This window comes from Solimonas sp. SE-A11 (genome assembly GCF_030345715.1).
Classification (GTDB): Bacteria; Pseudomonadota; Gammaproteobacteria; order Nevskiales; family Nevskiaceae; genus Solimonas_A.
Genome location: NZ_JAUASX010000027.1, coordinates 18,043 through 36,464, shown reverse-complemented (window position 1 = coordinate 36,464; position 18,422 = coordinate 18,043). Strand labels below are relative to the sequence as shown.

Annotated in this window: 15 protein-coding genes and 1 tRNA gene; 7 read left to right on the top strand and 9 right to left on the bottom strand. The window is 67.4% G+C overall.

All coding sequences use genetic code 11. The features are described from left to right. Positions 1-1,157: 1,157 nt before the first annotated feature. The 4 genes from QT386_RS21560 to QT386_RS21545 form a co-directional block, all read right to left on the bottom strand. Complete coding sequence (locus QT386_RS21560) at positions 1,158-2,510, bottom strand: DUF1329 domain-containing protein (RefSeq protein WP_289275818.1); 1,353 nt, start codon at positions 2,508-2,510, stop codon at positions 1,158-1,160. Positions 2,511-2,541: 31 nt separating this feature from the next. After that, positions 2,542-5,091 carry a DUF1302 domain-containing protein gene (locus QT386_RS21555; protein ID WP_289275817.1) on the bottom strand — a complete coding sequence of 850 codons (2,550 nt, stop codon included), beginning with the start codon at positions 5,089-5,091 and terminating at the stop codon, positions 2,542-2,544. Positions 5,092-5,357: 266 nt separating this feature from the next. Continuing rightward, a complete protein-coding gene (locus tag QT386_RS21550) occupies positions 5,358-7,706 on the bottom strand; it encodes a hypothetical protein (RefSeq protein WP_289275816.1) in 2,349 nt (782 codons plus the stop codon). A 31-nt stretch (positions 7,707-7,737) separates the two neighbouring features. After that, positions 7,738-8,103 carry a helix-turn-helix transcriptional regulator gene (locus QT386_RS21545; RefSeq protein WP_289275838.1) on the bottom strand — a complete coding sequence of 122 codons (366 nt, stop codon included), beginning with the start codon at positions 8,101-8,103 and terminating at the stop codon, positions 7,738-7,740. Between the two features lie 281 nt (positions 8,104-8,384). Here QT386_RS21545 and QT386_RS21540 point away from each other — a divergent pair, with 281 nt between their 5' ends. The 3 genes from QT386_RS21540 (at position 8,385) to QT386_RS21530 (ending at position 9,935) form a co-directional block, all read left to right on the top strand. Next, positions 8,385-9,017 carry a TetR/AcrR family transcriptional regulator gene (locus QT386_RS21540; protein WP_289275815.1) on the top strand — a complete coding sequence of 211 codons (633 nt, stop codon included), beginning with the start codon at positions 8,385-8,387 and terminating at the stop codon, positions 9,015-9,017. 54 nt (positions 9,018-9,071) lie between these two features. Next, a tRNA-Val gene (locus tag QT386_RS21535) sits at positions 9,072-9,146 on the top strand. 129 nt (positions 9,147-9,275) lie between these two features. Continuing rightward, complete coding sequence (locus tag QT386_RS21530; RefSeq protein WP_289275814.1) at positions 9,276-9,935, top strand: ankyrin repeat domain-containing protein; 660 nt, start codon at positions 9,276-9,278, stop codon at positions 9,933-9,935. A 12-nt stretch (positions 9,936-9,947) separates the two neighbouring features. Here the strand turns inward: QT386_RS21530 and tadA are convergent, their stop codons facing one another. From tadA to QT386_RS21515, 3 genes are all read right to left on the bottom strand, one after another. Beyond that, positions 9,948-10,427, bottom strand: coding sequence for a tRNA adenosine(34) deaminase TadA (gene tadA / locus QT386_RS21525; protein ID WP_289275813.1), 480 nt, complete (start codon positions 10,425-10,427; stop codon positions 9,948-9,950). 79 nt (positions 10,428-10,506) lie between these two features. Next, a complete protein-coding gene (locus tag QT386_RS21520; protein WP_289275812.1) occupies positions 10,507-11,538 on the bottom strand; it encodes an aldo/keto reductase in 1,032 nt (343 codons plus the stop codon). A gap of 34 nt (positions 11,539-11,572) precedes the next feature. Further along, positions 11,573-12,757, bottom strand: a complete 1,185-nt coding sequence (locus QT386_RS21515; RefSeq protein WP_289275811.1) for an MFS transporter — start codon at positions 12,755-12,757, stop codon at positions 11,573-11,575. Between the two features lie 91 nt (positions 12,758-12,848). Here QT386_RS21515 and QT386_RS21510 point away from each other — a divergent pair, with 91 nt between their 5' ends. Next, positions 12,849-13,844 carry a LysR family transcriptional regulator gene (locus tag QT386_RS21510; protein ID WP_289275810.1) on the top strand — a complete coding sequence of 332 codons (996 nt, stop codon included), beginning with the start codon at positions 12,849-12,851 and terminating at the stop codon, positions 13,842-13,844. A 26-nt stretch (positions 13,845-13,870) separates the two neighbouring features. Then, positions 13,871-14,440 (top strand): DUF2239 family protein, encoded by a 570-nt coding sequence (locus QT386_RS21505; RefSeq protein ID WP_289275809.1) that lies wholly within the window; start codon positions 13,871-13,873, stop codon positions 14,438-14,440. A 1-nt stretch (position 14,441) separates the two neighbouring features. Here QT386_RS21505 and QT386_RS21500 read toward each other — a convergent pair whose 3' ends face one another. Then, a complete protein-coding gene (locus QT386_RS21500; RefSeq protein ID WP_289275808.1) occupies positions 14,442-15,269 on the bottom strand; it encodes an AraC family transcriptional regulator in 828 nt (275 codons plus the stop codon). Positions 15,270-15,381: 112 nt separating this feature from the next. Here QT386_RS21500 and QT386_RS21495 point away from each other — a divergent pair, with 112 nt between their 5' ends. Together QT386_RS21495 and QT386_RS21490 are read left to right on the top strand one after the other, a co-directional pair. Beyond that, the gene (locus tag QT386_RS21495; RefSeq protein ID WP_289275807.1) at positions 15,382-15,810 is read left to right on the top strand and encodes an organic hydroperoxide resistance protein; all 429 of its coding nucleotides are present in this window, start codon (positions 15,382-15,384) and stop codon (positions 15,808-15,810) included. Between the two features lie 26 nt (positions 15,811-15,836). Then, entirely contained in the window at positions 15,837-16,763 is a 927-nt protein-coding gene (locus tag QT386_RS21490) for an alpha/beta fold hydrolase (protein WP_289275806.1), read from the top strand. Positions 16,764-16,812: 49 nt separating this feature from the next. Here QT386_RS21490 and guaA read toward each other — a convergent pair whose 3' ends face one another. After that, the gene (gene guaA / locus QT386_RS21485) at positions 16,813-18,384 is read right to left on the bottom strand and encodes a glutamine-hydrolyzing GMP synthase (protein WP_367401478.1); all 1,572 of its coding nucleotides are present in this window, start codon (positions 18,382-18,384) and stop codon (positions 16,813-16,815) included. Positions 18,385-18,422 lie beyond the last annotated feature (38 nt).

The window sequence follows — 18,422 nt, the reverse complement described above, 5'->3', positions numbered from 1 at the left end:
GGGTGGGCAAAGCGTAGCGTGCCCACGCGGGACTCCGCACCGTAAACCCATGTCACGATACCGTCGCTCCAGAACCGCAGGCGGCACTTTCTTCTTCACCGTAACGCTGGCCCGCCGAGACAACTCTCTGCTGGTGGGTCACGTGGATAGCCCGTGTAGGGCGGGTCGAGACCCGCCTGTCGCGAACAATCGCAATGCGGTCTGGCAACAAAATCCTTTCGCAATCAAAAAACCTGCTCCGCCGGGCCGCCTCCGGAGAGATGGCGCGCGCCACGTGCCAGACCTGGCCTTGCGGCCAGCCGTTGTCACCGCGGGCGCCTCGTCCAGGCACGCCCGTTGTGCTACGCGGGCTCCCCTGGTGGAGGGGCCCGGCGGGCAGCAATACCAAGTTGTTAATGAGCACCGACAGCAGGCGGACCCGGGACTCGTTCGCGGATGCGCTAGCAGAGCCCTACTGGGTTAGCCCGGCAATCGTTCTACTGCAGGGAAGTTTGGGAGCCGTGAGGGCATGGGCCGGGTGGGTGAGATCGTTCCCGGTATGCGGTGGGCCTCGGTCGTTGGGGTTCCAACGTGGGGCCTGGCTCGATGGGAATAGTTTGCGCGCTTGTGCTTGGAACTCATAACGGAGTTCCGTATCTTTGCGGGGCCGCCGTCCATGGCGAGACTGCACTTGCGGATTTAGCCCCTGCCCGGCCATCCATGGCCGGGCGTTCACCGGCGTGGAGTGCCATTCAAGGCACTCCACGACTGCCCCGGCTCACCCTTCGGCAGGCTCAGGGCGAACGGGTTGACTAATCACTTCACGCCGCTCCCGGGCAATTGATCCATGCATTGCTTACCCCGGAGACCTTCCCTCGCCACCTCTCTCCTGCCAAGGAGAGAAGGGTCCCGCCACCGGCTGCGTATCGTTGGGAATAAAAAAACGGAGCAAGCCCCCCGGCATGCTCCGTAAAGACGTCGCACCGGTATTGGGTGCAGACGAGGATTGAGTGTGGCCAAGTCACGGTTTCATGGCTTCACGCCCGGAACGTACCTGGGACGCCCCTCACCCCTGCCCTCTCCCCGCAGGCGGGGAGAGGGAGTGCGATTTGGTCGCTCACGCTTCGATCTTTCGACAGGCTCAGGACTTCAGGGCGAACGGGGCCGATCTGGGCGGCCTACTTCGTCGTCATCTTCTGTACCGAGCTGGCACTGAAGTAGTCGTCGCCGAAGCTCACGGTGAGGTCGTAGGGCTTGTCTTCGTTGAAGGCGGCGGTGATGAAGTAGCGGCCGGAGGTGAAGTGGTAGATCACTTCCGGGATCGTGAAGCTGGCCATCACGTTGGCGGCAAAGCCGACGTGGCCTTCCTGGAACTGGTAGAGCTGGTCGCGGTTGTCGTAGTCGTCAACCATCGCGATGTTCCAGCTGTCCTCGTCGATGTAGAAGCGGCGCTTCTTGAAGGTGTGGCTGGTGCCTTCCTTCAGCGTGGCCTCGACCACCCAGACGCGGTGCAGCTCGTAGCGCGGCAGCTCGGGGTTGATGTGCTTGGGACGGATCAGGTCCTTGTACTTGATGGTGTTGCCGGCGATCTTGTTGGAGTTGTACGGGATGTACACCTCCTTCTTGCCCACCAGCTTCCAGTTGTAGCGCTCGAGCACGCCGTTGAACATGTCCACCTGGTCGTAGAACTGGTGGCCGTCGGTGCCTTCGTACGGGTTGTCGCAGCAGACCGTGGGGGCACGGCGGATGCGCTTGAGGCCCGGCGAGTAGAGCCAGGCGGCGCGGCCGGCGGCGCCGGTGCCGGCCTTCTCGTGCACCAGGATGTAGGTGCCGGCCATGCGCGGCGGCTCCACCGTCTTGGACAGATACTTCAGGAACTCGCCGGAGGTGGTGGTCAGCGGCACCGACTTCTTGATGGAGCCGTAGCCGAAGGTCACGTCCTCCACGATCTTGGTCTGCTGGTAGGCGCCGTTGGGCTGCACGATGAACTGGTTGTTGTAGCGCGTGGCCGCCTCGCCCCGGAACTTCAGCTTGTGGTTCCAGATCGGCTCGGCGCCGCTCTTGGGAATCGGGAAGGGGAAGCCCAGCTTGCAGTTGTTCGGCGTGTCGGTGCCCACCATTTCGCAGGTGGTGGCGTTGGCGGCGGTGGCCTGGTAGATGACGTCCGGCCAGGCGACGACGCGCTTGCTCGAGTAGACGTTCATCTTGTAGCTGTCGTAGGTGTTGAGCAGCTTCTTGTGGCCTTCGCTCAGCTTGCCGACATACTGGCCGATGTTGGCCTTAGTGATGGTGTACAGCGGCTTGTCGTTGTCGGTCTCGGGGTTGTTGGGGTACTCGCCCTTGAGCTCGCCGCGCTGCTTACCGGGGGTCCACTCGGGAATGGTGCCTTCCTTGTTGCCGACCTTCTCGGCACCCACCGGCGTCAGTTCCTGGCCCAGCTTGGCCGCTTCGTCGGGGCTTACCTTGGCTCCGGCCGCGCCGGCGAACAGCGCGGCCGCCAACGCCGCCGTGATCGTGATCCTGCTGTGCATCTTCCGTCTCCTCATTCTAGGTATGGGTGCGTCAGAACTGCAGTCGTACGAAGGCGCGTGCGGCATCACGGTCGCGATACAGGTTGTAGGAGCCGCCCCCCGTGAACCAGGTGTATCCGAGATTGAACGCCAGGCTGGACTTGTAGCGGATTTCCAGGCCGATGTCGCCATTCTTGCGTCCGGACACGAAGTTGGTCGCCAGGCCCGGAGCGGTGCCGTGCACGTCGTGCTTCCAGGTCAGCTGCGGCATCAGCGAGATACCCGGCAGCACGGATTCATACTTGATCTGGCTGATGATCACGTAGCCCCAGGACAGCTTGTCCGGGAAACCGCCCAGTTCCTGCTGGTGCGGGTTGAAGCGCAGGCCGTCCGGGCCGTAGGAGCAGGCCGGGTTGGTGGAGCAGGCCTGCTGCGAGCGGTCCGCACCGCTGCCGTCCGCGCCGGCGCTGGCATGGGTGTAGGTGCCCGGGGCTTCCAGCTGCAGCTCGTCCAGGTCCGGCAGGCCCGGCACCCAGGTGGCGCCCAGCTCGAACAGGGTGATGACCTGGTCGGCGCCGAAGGGGTTGTCGGTGGCGCCGGCCACGTGCGTGGCGCCGAGGTTGAACTGGAAGGTGTCGAACTCCTCCCAGCCGCGGATGTAGCTGTTGGCCGGATTGGTGCCGACCACGCCGCCGCGGTAGGGAATCACGAACGACGGGAAGGCGCGGCCCGAGCCCGGCACGTGGCCGATGATCAGGTCGAAGGTGTCGCTGTAGGAGCCGGGGGTGCCGTTGGCGTCCACCACGTAGTCGCTGCCCGGATAGAGGCTCACGGAGCCGTCCGGATTGGCGCCGATGCCACCGAGGAAGTTGATCCCCAGGCCGTTCAGCAGCTGGTCCACCAGGCCGGAGAGCTGCGGGCCGAGCACGCCCAGCGCCGCGCCGGTGAGGCTGCCGCTGCCGGCGCAGCCGGGCGCCAGGTGGCAGTTGCTCAGCGTGGGGCCGAAGCCGGCGAACACCAGGTCTTCCAGGTCCACCTGCAGCGGCTCGTCGGGGCGGTAGGCCACCTCGCCCTGCAGCGAGAAATCTCCCAGCGTCGTGTTGAAGGACACGCCGAACAGCTTGATGTCCTCCGGGTATTCCAGCTGGATCTTGAGGCTGTCGAAGGGCACCGCGCTGCTGGTGGCGCCGAGCGGGTCGTTGGGCTTCAGCACCGAGTGCAGCAGCGGTACGTCCGGGCAGGCCAGGATGAAGCCAACGGTGCTGGTCACGTTCTTGGAGCAGGCCTGGTCCACCGAGATCACGCTGACGTAGGGATTACGCGCGTGATAGTTCATGAAGTAGAAGCCGAACTCGGTACCAGCGTTGAAGTCCTCGGAGTAGTACTTCAGCGCCACGCCGTACTGGCCGCCGCCGTCCGGCTCCTTGTCCTTGAGGCGCTGCGCGGTCAGCGAGGTGTTGGTGATGCCCGACAGCGGGTTGTCGATCAGGCGGCCGACACCTTTGGGGTCTTCCGCGGCGCCGCCGAAGCTGAGGTTGACGTTGTCGATGGCGTTGTTGCTGCCCACGTCGAGGAAGGCGAAGTAGGAGCCCGGCGCCGGGGCTTCCAGCGGCTCCCACTCGTACTGGTAGAAGGCTTCCAGCGTGGCGCCGTCGAAGGGCTCCATGGACGCGTACAGCATGCCCACCGGGGTGAACACTTCCTCCACCAGGAAGCCGGTGCGGTAGAAGTTGTTGGCGTTGACCGGGTTGACCTGGTTGATGGAGCCGAACACCAGCAGCGTGGACTCGCCCCAGTTCACGGTCTGGCGGCCGAGCTTCACCGTGAGGTCCTTGTCGCCCCACAGCGGCAGCTTGCCGTAGACATAGGCGTCGAGCAGCTGCAGGTCGGTGCCGATCTGGCGCAGGGTTTCGCTGTCGCTGCGCTTGCTGCGCACCACGCCGCCCGGGCCGTAGACCAGGCCGCAGGGGCCGATGCCGGGGTTGCGCGAGGGCGGGCAGGCCACCGAATCGCTGCGCTGCGTCAACGCCAGGTTGGGCAGGCCGAGCGGCAGCGGGATCACCTCGCGGCCCGGCAGCGACACCACGCCCACGTCATACATGTTCTCCGGCGTGATGCGGTTGGGGTGCTTCTCCATGAAGTCGTTGTTGACGAAGTCATAGAAGTAAAGGCCCTTCACGAACAGGCCGAAGTCGCCATGCGTCAGCGTGAGGTCCTGGGTGATCTTCAGCGGCGCCTGCACGATGTCGTGCTTGTCGTAGTTCAGGTTGCCGTCGTCGGCGTTCACCGTGAACTGGCCGGGCGAGTTGGCCAGCTTGGTGGCGGGATAGGTCTGGGTACGGAACAGGCCCTGGCAGCCCTGGTAGGCCGCATTGCCGTTGGCGGCACGGCCGCAGACGTTCGGGTCCAGGTTGGACTTGCCCACCAGGTCGCTGGCGCGATCCTGCATGCGCCAGGCGGCGCCCGCGGTGATGGTGGTGTTGAGCACGGCGTTCCACTCGCCGTTGTCGTCCAGGTCGAAGCTCAGCGACCAGGCCGGCAGGCTGAACAGCGACAGCAGCAACGCCGCGGCGCGAGCCGCGGGCTTGATCTTCTCCATCATCGCAGGGGGCCCTCGTGAATCTCGTTGTAATCGTTGCCTGCCGAATCTGCGCCCGGCATTCCCCGGAGCATGCTCCCGACCTTTTGCGGGGGGGATGAGAATTGCGGACAAGGCGTTGAGATTGGTGACCACAGGCGGGCGCCGTCGCGCTTGCCGATCCCGCCGGCCGGCGACACCCCATGCAAGCGGGGCCATACCCGACATAGGTCAGAAGTGCCGGCCGCCCTGCGATGGCCCCAGGGCGGCCGGCAAGATTCCCGGAAGCGCTACAGCGTCTTCAGGTACTCGATGATGGCCTTGCGCTCGGGATCGGTGAGCACGCTGGTGAACTCGTGGCCACCGTTGTCCTGGCTGTAGTAGTTGGTGTTGTAGACCTTGCGATCCTCGATCTGGCCGTTGGTGAAGATCGGCAGGTTCAGCAGGTTCCAGGCGAGGCCGCCATTGGCCCAAACCAGGCCCAGCAGGTCCTGCACCGTGGCGCCACCGCTGGGGTTGCAGTCGATGAAGGGCATGGAGCCGGTGCCGCAGGTCAGTGCCTCGTAGTTCCAGCCCATGTCCACGGCGTTGTAGCCGGTCTCCAGGCTGTAGTCGAAGCCGGCGATGCCGTTCTCGATGGCCGGGCGCGACAGGCGGCGCCAGATCGGCTTGCGGTCCGCCGGCTTGAGCACCTCCCAGACATTGGGCACGGCGCCGTTGTGGAAATACGGTGCCGTGGCCCAGACACCGTGCAGCGGCGGGGCGAGGTAGCCGAGCTCGCGGTCGCCGCGCACGGCAGAGTCGTTCTGCGAGCCGCAGGTGGGCACGCCGGCATCGTTCTTCGGACCGTCGTTGTAGGCGAACCAGTTCTGGCGCGCGTAGTTGGATACCACCTGGCTGTGGCCGTCGAGGCGGCGCGTGTCGGTGCCGATGATGTCGATCGGCGTCACGTAGGCGGCGATGCCTTCCAGCAGCGGCGTGGCCAGGAACGCGGGATCGTGGACGAAGCGCGGTGAGTAGGCGCCGTGGCAGCTGGCGCAGGAGCCGTTGCCGCCCTCGGGGCGACGCACCGGGTTGTTGAGCTTGGCGGCCCACAGGTCCTTGCTGTGGAACAGGATCGCGCCCTGCTCCGCCAGCGCGGTGTCGATCTCGCCGAGCTTGGGCTCCGGCCAGCGCGGCGAACGCATCGACATCATCCAGCTGTCGCCGTCCTGCATATGGTCCTTGATCCACTGCTTGCCTTCGACATTGTTCGGCGAGGCGACGTTGGGGAAGTGGAAGGACAACTCGATGCGCTTGGCGTCGGTGGGCATGCCCGCGTCGAAGAACTTCATCGGGCGGCTGCCGACGTTCCACCACACCGGCGGATCCTCGGTGCCGGTGGACGGCTGGGTCTGCACGGTGAGGTAGGGGATCAGCGCGTCGAACAAGGTCAGCGTGCCGAACAGCTGGAAGTTGGTGATGTTGCCGGTGCCGCGCACCTTGTTCTGCGAGATCACCGCCAGCAGCGACTGCTGCGGCGCGATGCGGCCGAGGTCGGTGAACATCACCGTGATATCGGAGATCGAGTTGGTGCCGTACATCGGGCCCAGGCCCTCGCCGTCGACCGCCTTGCCCACCGCGCCGCCATGGCAGATGTTGCAGGTGACGCCGACCTTGCCGGTCCAGCTGCCGTCGGGGTTGCGCAGCTGCGTCAGGCCCAGCGGCAACTGGCCGCTGCCGCCATTGCTGGCATTCGGATCTTCATCCGGCAGCGGATAGGGATTTGGCTTGTCCGGCAGCGGCATGCCCCAGCGCTCGGCCAGCAGCTGGTCGAAGTTGTCGGGGCGGCTGGGCAGGCGCAGGACGCGATCCCACAGCGTGTTGTAGTCCTGGGCGGGGAACGCGAACATCGGGTCTGGCGAATCGCCGCCGAACATGGTGCCGGCGCCGATTGCACCGGTGGCCGCGACCAGGCGATAGCCGCGCTCGGAACGGGCCCGCAGCTCGCCGCAGGTGCCCGGATGATTGTCTTCCTGGCAGGTCTTCCAGTATGCGTTCATCAGCACCGCCTTGCCCTCGTCGACCCCCTCCACCACCAGCTCTCGCGGGTCCTGCGGCACCGGCTCCGAGTCGGGCTTGCCCTCGCAGTAGTCGAACCAGTAGTGGCCGCCGCGCTTGCTGCCCAGCAGCGGCAGCAGTTCGCCCGGATCCACGCCGCCGGCGAGACTGCAGGTGGCCGGGTTCTCGAAGCACTTGAGCAGGATCTCCATGTTCCGGTACGCGACGCTGCCGACCGGCCACTGGGCGCCGCCGGTATGCGGCGTCTCCTGCCCGGAGGCCATCAGCAGGATGCGCGAGGTGGGGTTGTTGCCGCCCAGGCGCTCCCAGCTGTCGCGCAGGTTCTTCAGGTCTTCCGCTTCGTTGGTGGAGAGCATGAAGTCGCGGCCGTCTTCCACGTCGCCCGGTGCGCCGGGAACGTGGCAGCTGCGGCAGAAGCCGAGGGCGGGCTGCACGTTATTGCTGAAGTGCTCGTCCATGCTGCGCGCCGTGCCGCTGCCGCCGGACACCTCGTCGCTGCGGCCGGGAGCACAGGCCGCCAGCCACGCACACAGCAGCAGCGTCGCCAGGCGCGGCGCCGAAAACCCGAATCTCTTCACAAGCCTCTCCCGAAGCGCACCGACAAAATAGTTACTTATGTAACTTTAACGAAAGTAGCGTTTGCGGCCTCGCACTGTCAAGGCGAGCGCCGTATCCCGCAGGCTCCCGGATGGCCGCCGGGCGCGGCATGTCTTCTGCCGCGGAGGCATCCAGCTCCACGCGGCCGCGATACTGCCCCGGCGCCACGCCGACCCAGCGCTGGAAGGCGCGCGAGAAGTTGGCGCCGCTGCTGTAACCCAGCCGCTCGGCGATCTTCTCGACGGTGAGACCGGGGCGCGCAAGCAGTTCCGTGGCATGCAGCTGGCGTGCGCCGTCCAGCAATTGCCGATAGCTGGCACCGGTGTCGCGCAGGTAGCGCTTGAGCGTGCGCGTGGACACGCAAAGCTCCTCCGCCATCTCCCGCAGCGTGGGATAGCCGTGGGGGCGAGCCTCCAACTCGCTTCTTACGAGACCGGCCAAGGCTTGGCGCCGGCCGGGAAGCCGCGGGGTGGAAACTCGGGTGTCCATGCTGCCTTCTCCAGATCGCATTTTGATACTTATGTAACTTTATAAAAAAGCTACTCTTGTCGCTTAGTGCCGTCAAGCCGGTGAATGCAGACTCAATGAAAGGCGCCGGAACTCCCAGCATCATCAGAAAGTTACTGCTGTAACTTCTCCGAGCGGGTATCCTGTTTTGCATGAACATCGCCGTAGACCAGCGCGCCCTCGCCCGCCTGCCCCAGCAGCAGCGAGCCATCGACCGATTCGAGCTGGTACTGCAGGAGACGCAGGCCCTGCTGGCCGAAGAAGGCCTGTCGGGCTTCTCGATTCCCGCCGTGGCGGCGCGCCTGGGCTATACCCGCGCCAGCATCTACAAGTTCTTCCCCACGCCCTACGCGGTGCTGAACGAACTGGTGCGCCGCCATTTTGCGGGCCTGGAGCAGACACTGGTGGCGGACGCGGCACAACTCGCCAAGCGCGAGTGGCAGGACGTGGTGCGCGCGATCGTCCATGCCGCCGCGGCCTTCCACAACGAGCACCCCACCGGGATGATGCTGGCCCTGGGCGGCGCGGTGACCGACGAGAGCTACCGCAGCTACGAGCTGACCGTGCGCCATCTCGGCGGGCTGGCGCGGCAGCTGCTGCAGATGCGCGGCATGGTGGTACCGGCCGAACCGGTGGACGTGGCGACGCTGGCGGTGGACGTGGCCACTACCTGCTTCCGCCATTCCTACATCGCGCACCGCCGCATCACGCCCGACTACGAACAGGCCGCGGCCGACGTGATGATCGACTTCCTGGCCCGCCAGCTCGGCCTGCAGAACGCCTGAGTGGCGACGCCGGTTTGACGCTGCGCGGCTGTCTCACTATCATTTGCGCCCCTCGGACAGTTAGCTCAGCGGTAGAGCATCGCTTTCACACGGCGGGGGTCACAGGTTCAAGCCCTGTACTGTCCACCAAACGAGAAATCAGGGCCTGCAGCGATGCAGGCCCTTTTTCGTTGGCGGCCCGTTCCGGCGGCTCCAGAGGGTTGAGCCCCGCCCCGTTCGGGGCTAGGCTGCGCGCCTTTCCCGCTGCCCCTGACCGCCATGACCGCTGTCCGCCCCCTGATGCTGGCTATCCAGCAACGCGATCTCGAAGCCGCCAAGGCCGCGCTGGAGCGCGACGCCTCGCAGGCCACCGACGCCATTCCCGGTGGCCTGTCGCCGCTGATGTTCGCGCTCTACAACGGCGCGCTGGAGATCGCCCAACTGCTGAAGGCCTTCCGCCCGCTGGACGTGTTCGAGGCGGCGGCCATGAACGACGCCCGCCGCGTGGCGGAGCTGGTGGCGGCGCAGCCGGCGCTGCCGACCGAGTACAGCCCCGACGGTTGGACGCCGATGCACCTGGCCGCCTTCCTCGGCTCGCGCGAGGCACTGTTCGTGCTGCTGGGCCTGGGCGCGCCGATGGAAGCCATCTCGCAGAACCCGATGAGCAACACGCCGATGCACGCCGCCATCGCCGGACCCGCGGGCGAGGCACTGGCGCCGCTGCTGATCGGCTTCGGCGCGGACGTGAAGTACGTGGGTGGCAGCGGCGTGAGCGCACTGCACCTGGCGGCCTCACGCGGCTTCGACGGGCTGTGCAAGCTGCTGCTGTCGCGCGGCGCGGATCGCGCCGGCCTCACCGAGGACGGCAAGACCGCCGCGGAAATCGCCCGCGAGCGCGGTCACCTGAACACGGCGGCGATCCTGGACCTGGCGGTCTAGGGCCTGTTGATCCTAGGCCGGCGCCTTGCCGCGCCGCGCGCGGAAGAAGTCGCGCAGGATCTGTCCGCACTCCGTTTCCAGCACACCGCCCTGCCAGGGCAGGCGGTGGTTGAGGCGCGGGTTGGCGATGACGTCGTACACCGAGTGCACGCCGCCGGCCTTGGGGTCCGGTGCGCCGTAGACCAGCCGGCCGATACGTGCATGGATGATCGCGCCCGCGCACATCACGCAGGGCTCCAGCGTCACGTAGAGGGTGGTGTCGAGCACACGGTAGTTGCCGAGCCGCTGCGCCGCCGCGCGCATCGCCAGCATCTCGGCATGCGCACTCGGGTCGTGATCGCCGATCGGCCGGTTCCAGCCTTCGCCGACGATGCGCCCGTCCTGCACCACCACCGCGCCCACCGGCACCTCGCCCGCTTCCTGGGCGCGGCGCGCCAGCAGCAGGGCGTGGCGCATCCAGTGCTCGTCTTCGGGCGTGAAGGTCTCGGACATGAGGGGGTCGGCGGGTATCGAACGGCGGGCCGTATCAATACCAGCAAATCGCGACGGCGTCAGCGGCCCCGAGGATTTCCTAGACCGCCACCGGGCTGCGCTCGGCGAACTGGCCGTTCCAGTAGGGATAGTAGGGATAGGCCGGCGTCACGCGGCTGGCCGCGTCGAGCCGCGCCATCTGTGCTTCGTTGAGCTGCCAGCCAAGCGCGCCGAGATTCTGCTGCAGTTGCGCCTCGTCGCGCGCGCCGATCAGCACGCTGGCCACGGTGGGCCGTTGCAGCAACCAGTTGATGGCGACCTGCGGCACGGTCTTGCCGGTTTCCGCGGCCACGTCCTCCAGCGCATCGACGACGCGGTAGAGCCGCTCGTCTTCCACCGGCGGGGCGAAGCCGGCCGTGTCGTGCAGACGGCTGCCCTGCGGCAGCGGCTGGCCACGGCGGATCTTGCCGGTGAGACGGCCCCAGCCCAGCGGGCTCCACACCAGTGCGCCGACGCCCTGGTCCAGGCCCAGCGGCATCAGCTCCCACTCGTAGTCGCGGCCGATCAGCGAGTAGTAGGTCTGGTTGGCGACGTAGCGCTCCAGCCCCAGGCGGTCGGACGCGGCCAACGACTTCATCAGCTGCCAGCCGGAGAAATTGGAGGCACCGAGATAGCGCAGCTTGCCCTCGCGCACGAGCTGGTCAAGCGTGCGCAACACCTGCTCCACCGGCGTCATCGCGTCGAAGGAATGCAGTTGCAGGATGTCGATGTGGTCGGTGTCCAGGCGCTTGAGCGCGGCGTGCACGCCCTCGATCAGGTGCTGGCGTGAAGAGCCGACGTCGTTGGGTCCCTCGCCCACGCGCAAGGCGAGCTTGGTGGAGACGATGGCACGCTGGCGGCGGCCCTTCAGCGCGGCGCCGAGGATTTCCTCGGAGGCACCGCTGGAGTAGGCGTCGGCGGTGTCGAACAGGCTGACGCCGGCATCCAGGCAGATATCCACGATGCGCCGCGCCGCGGCGACGTCGGTATTGCCCCAGGCACTGAACAGCGGGCCCTGCCCGCCGAAGGTGCCGGCGCCAAAGCCGAGCGCGGGAACCTTGAAGCCCGAGTTGCCGAGATAACGGTATTCCAAGGTCTTTCTCCGGAAGTGTCGGGGGGCGCGACGCTCAGGCCGCGGTCTCGCAGTGGGCGGGCGTCTGCCGCCGTTGCAGCGCATGGCCTGCCAGCGCGAGCGCCAGGCCGGCCAGCGTGAACAGCAGCGCGGCCGTGCCCAGAGCGCGCAGGCCGAAGCCCTGCGCCAGCGTCAGGCTGCCGGCACCGGCACCCAGCGCGTTGCCGAGATTGAAGGCGGCGATGTTGAGGCTGGAGGCCAGCTTCTGGCCGGCGCCGCTGGCCTGTTCCAGCACCGCGAACTGCAGCGGCGCCACGGTGGCGAAGGAGGCCACGCCCAGCACGCCGAAGAACACCACGGCCGTCCAGGGCGTGCCGATGGCCAGCGGCATCGCCGCCAGCACCAGGGCCAGCGCGGCCAGCGTCCAGGGCACGGCGCGGCGCGGCGCGCGGTCGGCCAGTGCGCCGCCGAGGAAGTTGCCCGCGCCCATGCCCAGGCCGAACAGCAGCAGCACGGCGGAGACCGTGCCCACGGCGATGCCGGAGACTTCCGTCAGCAGCGGCTGCACGTAGGTGAAGACCGCGAACACACCGGCAAAGCCCAGCACGGTGATGCCCAGGCCCAGCAGCACCTGCGGGCGCGCCAGCACGGCGAGTTCCTCGCGCAGCGGCGGCAGGGGCTCGCCGGTGGCCCGCTGGGCAGCCGGCACGCAGAGGGCGATCACCACGAAGGCCAGCAGGCCGATGATCACCACCGCCCGGAAGGTGGCGCGCCAGCCCAGGTGCAGGCCGAGCCAGGCGCCGGCCGGCACGCCCAGCAGCGTGGCGGCGGTGAGGCCGGTGAACATGACGGCGATGGCGGAGGCGCGGCGCTGCGGCGGTACCAGCGAGGTCGCCACGATGGAGCCGACGCCGAAGAAGGTGCCGTGGGCCAGCGCGGTGAGCACGCGCGCGGCCATCAGCCAGCCGTAGTCCGGCGCCAGCGCGCAGGCCAGGTTGCCAAGCGTGAAGATGGCCATCAGGCCCAGCAGCACGGCCTTCTGCGGCAGCGCGCGCGTGGCCAGCGTGAGGATCGGCGCGCCAACGGTGACGCCGAGCGCGTAGCCGGAGATCAGCAGGCCGGCGGTATCGACGGACACGCCGAGATCGGCGGACACCTGCTGCAGCAGGCCCATGATGACGAATTCCGTGGTGCCGATACCGAAGGCGCCAGCGGTGAGTGCGAGAAGTGCGATTGGCATAGTGGCGGGCACTCTATGCCTCGCGGCTTCCGATGAATATCCGGATCGTTGGACGTAGACTTGTGACTTCAATTCACAAATGGAAACTGCCATGGCCCGCACCGAGATCAACCGCTCCGGCGAGATGGAGGCCTTTGTCCGCGTGGTGGACCGCGGCGGCTTCTCCGCCGCCGCCCGCGCCCTGGGCCTGACGCCCTCGGCGATCAGCAAGCTGGTGGGGCGGCTGGAGGCGCGGCTCGGCACCCAGCTGGTGCACCGCTCCACTCGCAAGCTGCAGCTCACCGCCGAGGGCCAGCAGTTCTACGAGTCCAGCCAACGCGTGCTGGCGGACATGGACGAGGCGGAACGCGGCGTGGCGGCCGATGCCACTCCCCGCGGGCGCGTGAGCATCAACACCAGCACCTCCTTCGGCGCGCATGTGCTGGTGCCGCTGCTGCCCCGCTTCATGGAGCAGTACCCGCAGCTGGCGCTGGACGTGGCGCTGACCGACCGCGTGGTGGACCTGATCGACGAGCGCGCCGACATCGCGGTGCGCTGGGGGCCGCTGCCGTCGTCGGCGCTGGTGGCGCGGCGCCTGGGCGGGACGACGCAGGTCATCGTCGCCTCGCCCGCCTACCTGGCGCAACACGGCACGCCGAAGAAGCCCGAGGATCTGCGCGCCCACCGGCAACTCGACTTCAGCTACCGCCGCCGCGTGCCGGACTGGCCGCTGCGTGTCGCCGGCAGGCCGGTGGACGTGCCGGTGCAGGGCCGGCTGCGCAGCAGCGACGGCGAGGCACTGCGGCAGATGGCGGTCGCCGGCCTGGGGCTCGCGCGCCTGTCGCGCTACCACGTGCAGGCCGACCTGGATGCCGGGCGCCTGGTGGCGGTGCTGGAGAAGTACAACCCGATGGAGGTGGAGCCGATCCACGCCGTGTACCTGGGCAAACCTGGCAGCCTGCCGGCGCGGGTGCGGGCGGTGCTGGATTTCCTGGTAGCGGAGCTGGGGCGAGATGCGCGTTTCGATCCTCGCACCCCCTCTCGGTCGAGGAATGCTCGCCAATTTAACCCGGGTAATATTGACGGACCTATTTATGCCCGGGTATAAATAGCAATCCCGATACAGGCTTACCCATGACACCTTCCTTTACCGCTTTTGATGGCCCTCGCCGCCTGACCTCCGGACCGCTGTCCGCGGTCGCCCTCGTGGTGCGCCGCGCGCTGGCCCAGTCCGCTCCGGGGCCGGTGCTGATCTTCAACGACGACACTGGCCGCTCCATTGACGTGGACCTGCGCGGCAGCGACGAAGAACTGGCCGGGCGCCTGGCACCCGCCACGCCGGAAGCTGCGGCGGAGACGGCCAAGGGACGCGGGCGCCCGAAGCTGGGCGTGGTGGCGCGCGAGGTGACGCTGCTGCCACGACACTGGGAGTGGCTGTCGGCCCAGCCTGGCGGTGCCTCGGTGGCGCTACGCAAGCTGGTAGAGGAGGCGCGGCGCGCGCAGGGCGACAAGGGCCGCGAGCGACAGGCCCAGGAGCGGGCGTATCACTTCATGTCAGCGATGGCGGGTGACCTGCCGGGCTACGAGGAAGCGATTCGCGCGCTGTTCGCCGGCGACCGCGCGCGCTTCGCCAAGCAGATGGAGGCATGGCCGCAGGACCTGCGGGAGCATGCGCTGATGCTGGCCGCCGAGAGCGCGGAGTAGTTCAGCCCCGCTGCTCGAGACGCCACTGCCGCGGCGACAGCCCGGTCTGCGCCTTGAACACACGCGACAACGCCGCCTCGCTGCCGTAGCCGACGTCGTGGACGATCATCTTCAGTGAGCGTCCACGGCGCAGCGCCTGCTGCGCCAGGCCGATGCGCCAGGCCTGCAGGTAGGCGCCCGGCGTGCAGCCCACCACCTCGCGGAAGCTGCGGGCGAAGACGCTACGCGACATGCCTGCGGCCTCGGCCAGCGCGTCCAGCGACCAGTCCTGCGCGGGCTGCTCATGCATGGCGATCAGCGCATGGCGCAGGCGCGCGTGCGACAGGCCGGCGAGCATGCCGCCCTGCACCCTGCCCTGCTCCATCAGTTGCCGCAGCACCTGGATCAGCACCACCTCGAACAGGCGGTTGAGCATCGGTTGCCGCCCGCAGTTCTGCTGGAAGGCTTCCTCGAACAGCAGGCTCAGCACGCCCTCGGCACCCTGCAGTTCGTCCAGCGCCATGCAGCTGAAGTCCGGCAGCGCCGCGGCGATGGGATTGGCGGCCTCGCCGCCGAAACTGAGCTGGGCACAGGCGAACTCGGCCCCCTGCTCGGGATCGGTGATGAAGCGATGCGCCAGAGGCCTGGGATACAGCAGCAGGCTAGGGCGGGTGATCTCCACAGCCGGGCCGCTTCCGTGGCGGACCTCCACCCTGCCCCGCCGGATCAGGTGGAGCTGGCCGGTATCGCCGGAGCCGTCCAGGTCGTTGACGCCACACAGGGCTCCGGCGTGGAACACCCGCGCACTGACCGAGAAGTGCTCCAGCAGGGCGGCGAGCCGGTCGGCCATTTGATACTCCCGATCAAATTTGCAGGACTTTCTGCATCCAATCGTATCTTAGCTGAGCGCAAAGTTCCTCCTGCCGATTGGCACCACCGCCCAACGAAACCAGGAGTCCACCATGTCCATCGCCAAGATCCTCTACACCGCCGAAGCCACCTCCACCGGGGGCCGCGAAGGCCGCTCCGTCTCTTCCGACGGCGTCCTGGACCTGCAGCTGTCCACGCCGCGCGAGCTCGGCGGCGCCGGTGGTCCCGGCACCAATCCGGAGCAATTGTTCGCGGCCGGCTACTCGGCCTGCTTCCTCGGCGCGCTGAAGTTCGTGGCGGGCCAGGCCAAGGTCGCGCTGCCGGCCGGCACGCAGATCACCGGCCGCGTTGGTATCGGCCAGATCCCCACCGGCTTCGGCATCGAGGTGGAACTGCGCATCAACCTGCCAGGCCTGGATCGCCAGCAGGCGCAGGCGCTGGTCGACAAGGCGCACATCGTCTGCCCGTACTCCAACGCCACGCGCGGCAACATCGACGTGTCGCTGGTGCTGTCCGTTTGAGCCCCGCCCCTTACAGGAACCTGACCATGAAAAACCTGCATCGCTTCCTGCTGCTGCCGGCCCTGGCGCTCGCGGCCAGCCTCAACGCCCAAGCGGCCTCTCCCGCGGCCATCGAAAAGACCGCCAGCACCCTCACCACCCGCGATGGCGTGCAGCTCTACTACAAGGACTGGGGCCCGCGTGACGGCCAGGTCGTGACCTTCAGCCACGGCTGGCCGCTGAGCTCGGACAGTTGGGAATCGCAGATGATGTTCCTGGCGTCCAAGGGTTACCGCGTAGTCGCGCATGACCGGCGAGGCCATGGCCGCTCCAGCCAGCCCTGGGACGGCAATGACATGGACCACTACGCCGACGACCTCGCCGCCGTGATCGAGACGCTGGACCTGAAGAATGTCACGCTGGTGGGCTTCTCCACCGGTGGCGGCGAGGTGGCGCGCTACATCGGCCGCCATGGCACGTCCCGCGTGAAGAAGGCGGTGCTGGTCAGCGCGGTGACGCCGCTGATGCTGAAGACTCCGGACAATCCATCCGGCACGCCGCTGGAGGTGTTCGACGGCCTGCGCCAGGCGTCGCTGGCCAACCGCTCGCAACTCTACCTGGACCTCGCCTCCGGCCCCTTCTACGGCTACAACCGGCCGGGCGCCAAGCCCTCGCAGGGCCTGATCCAGTCGTTCTGGGTGCAGGGCATGCAGGGCGGCCACAAGAACACCTACGACTCGATCGCCGCGTTCTCCGCCACCGACCTGCGCGGTGACCTGAAGAAGTTCGACGTACCGACACTGCTGATCCACGGCGATGACGACCAGGTGGTTCCGATCGACGCCAGCGCGCGGGCCGCGGTGAAACTGATCCGCAACGCGAAGCTGATCGTCTACCCGGGCGCACCACACGGGCTGCCGGACACGCACAAGGATCGGCTTAACCAGGACCTGCTGGAATTCCTGAAGCGCTGAAAAAAAAAGCCCCACGCAATGCGTGGGGCTTTTTTCTGCGCAGTTCCCGCTATTCCCATTCAATCGTCGCCGGCGGCTTGCCCGAGATGTCGTACACCACGCGCGACACACCCGCGATCTCGTTGACGATGCGGCGCGAGCAGACGTCCAGCAGCTCGTAGGGCAGGTGCGCCCAGTGGGCCGTCATGAAGTCGATGGTCTGCACGGCGCGCAGGGCGATGACGGGCTCGTAGCGTCGGCCGTCGCCGGTGACGCCGACGCTCTTCACCGGAAGGAACACGGCGAAGGCCTGGGAGGTCTTGTCGTACCAGCCGCTCTTGCGCAGCTCTTCGATGAAGATGTGGTCGGCCAGGCGCAGGGTGTCGGCGGCGGCCTTGGTGACCTCGCCGAGGATGCGCACGCCCAGGCCCGGGCCCGGGAAGGGGTGGCGGTAGACCATCTCGCGCGGCAGGCCGAGTTCCACGCCGATGGCGCGCACCTCGTCCTTGAACAGCTCGCGCAGCGGCTCCACCAGCTTCATCTTCATGCGCTCGGGCAGGCCGCCGACGTTGTGGTGGCTCTTGATGACGTGAGCCTTCTTGGTCTTGCCGCCGGCGGACTCGATGACGTCGGGGTAGATGGTGCCCTGGGCGAGGAAGTCGATGCCCTGCAGCTTGGTGGACTCTTCCTCGAAGACCTCGACGAACAGGCGGCCGATGATCTTGCGCTTGGCCTCCGGATCGCTGACGCCGGCCAGCTCGCGCAGGAAGCGCTCTTCGGCATCCACGCGGATGACCTTCACGCCGAGGTGGTCGGCGAAGATCTTCATGACCTGGTCGCCTTCCTGGTGGCGCAGCAGGCCGTGATCCACGAAGACGCAGGTCAGCTGGTCGCCGATGGCCTTGTGCAGCAGGGCGGCCACGACGGAAGAGTCCACGCCGCCGGACAGGCCTAGCAGCACCTTGGACGTGCCGACCTGCTTGCGCACGGTCTCGATGGCATCCTCGATGATGCGGCCCGGCTTCCAGGCGTCGCCGCAACCGCAGATCTCGTGCAGGAAGCGCGAGTAGATGCGCGCGCCCTGCGTGGTATGCGTGACTTCCGGATGGAACTGCAGCGCGTAGTAATTACGCGACTCGTCGGCCATGCCGGCGATCGGCACGTCCTTGGTGGAGGCGATGCGCTGGAAACCTTTCGGCAGCTGCGAGACATGGTCGCCGTGCGACATCCACACGTCGAGCAGGCCGTGGCCCTCGCCGTTGACGCGGTCCTCGATGTCCTTGAGCAGGCGCGAGTGCGAGTGGGCGCGGATCTCAGCATAGCCGAACTCCTTCACCGCACCCGGATCGACCTTGCCGCCCAGCTGCGCGGCCATGGTCTGCATGCCGTAGCAGATGCCCAGCACCGGCACCTTGAGATCCCAAACGGCCTGCGGCGCGCGGGGCGAGTTGGCCTCGATCACGGACTCCGGGCCACCCGACAGGATCACGCCCTTGGGGCCGAGGGCGCGGACGTCCTCGTCGGTGATGTCCCAGGGGTGCAGCTCGCAGTAGACGCCCAGCTCGCGCACGCGGCGGGCGATTAGCTGCGTGTATTGGCTGCCGAAATCGAGAATCAGGATCTTGTCGCTATGGATGTTCATGGACGTCATGTGAAAAGCCCCGGCGAGGCCGGGGCGTG

What these genes read in the sequence shown, in the direction of transcription:
- QT386_RS21495 (WP_289275807.1), top strand. Translation starts at nt 15,382, where the DNA reads ATGTCCATCGCCAAGATCCTCTACACCGCCGAAGCCACCTCCACCGGG.
- QT386_RS21560 (WP_289275818.1), bottom strand. Translation starts at nt 2,510, where the DNA reads ATGCACAGCAGGATCACGATCACGGCGGCGTTGGCGGCCGCGCTGTTC.
- QT386_RS21555 (WP_289275817.1), bottom strand. Translation starts at nt 5,091, where the DNA reads ATGATGGAGAAGATCAAGCCCGCGGCTCGCGCCGCGGCGTTGCTGCTG.
- guaA (WP_367401478.1), bottom strand. Translation starts at nt 18,384, where the DNA reads ATGAACATCCATAGCGACAAGATCCTGATTCTCGATTTCGGCAGCCAA.
- QT386_RS21500 (WP_289275808.1), bottom strand. Translation starts at nt 15,269, where the DNA reads ATGGCCGACCGGCTCGCCGCCCTGCTGGAGCACTTCTCGGTCAGTGCG.
- QT386_RS21505 (WP_289275809.1), top strand. Translation starts at nt 13,871, where the DNA reads ATGACACCTTCCTTTACCGCTTTTGATGGCCCTCGCCGCCTGACCTCC.
- QT386_RS21530 (WP_289275814.1), top strand. Translation starts at nt 9,276, where the DNA reads ATGACCGCTGTCCGCCCCCTGATGCTGGCTATCCAGCAACGCGATCTC.
- QT386_RS21490 (WP_289275806.1), top strand. Translation starts at nt 15,837, where the DNA reads ATGAAAAACCTGCATCGCTTCCTGCTGCTGCCGGCCCTGGCGCTCGCG.
- QT386_RS21515 (WP_289275811.1), bottom strand. Translation starts at nt 12,757, where the DNA reads ATGCCAATCGCACTTCTCGCACTCACCGCTGGCGCCTTCGGTATCGGC.
- QT386_RS21540 (WP_289275815.1), top strand. Translation starts at nt 8,385, where the DNA reads ATGAACATCGCCGTAGACCAGCGCGCCCTCGCCCGCCTGCCCCAGCAG.
- QT386_RS21510 (WP_289275810.1), top strand. Translation starts at nt 12,849, where the DNA reads ATGGCCCGCACCGAGATCAACCGCTCCGGCGAGATGGAGGCCTTTGTC.
- QT386_RS21545 (WP_289275838.1), bottom strand. Translation starts at nt 8,103, where the DNA reads ATGGCGGAGGAGCTTTGCGTGTCCACGCGCACGCTCAAGCGCTACCTG.
- tadA (WP_289275813.1), bottom strand. Translation starts at nt 10,427, where the DNA reads ATGTCCGAGACCTTCACGCCCGAAGACGAGCACTGGATGCGCCACGCC.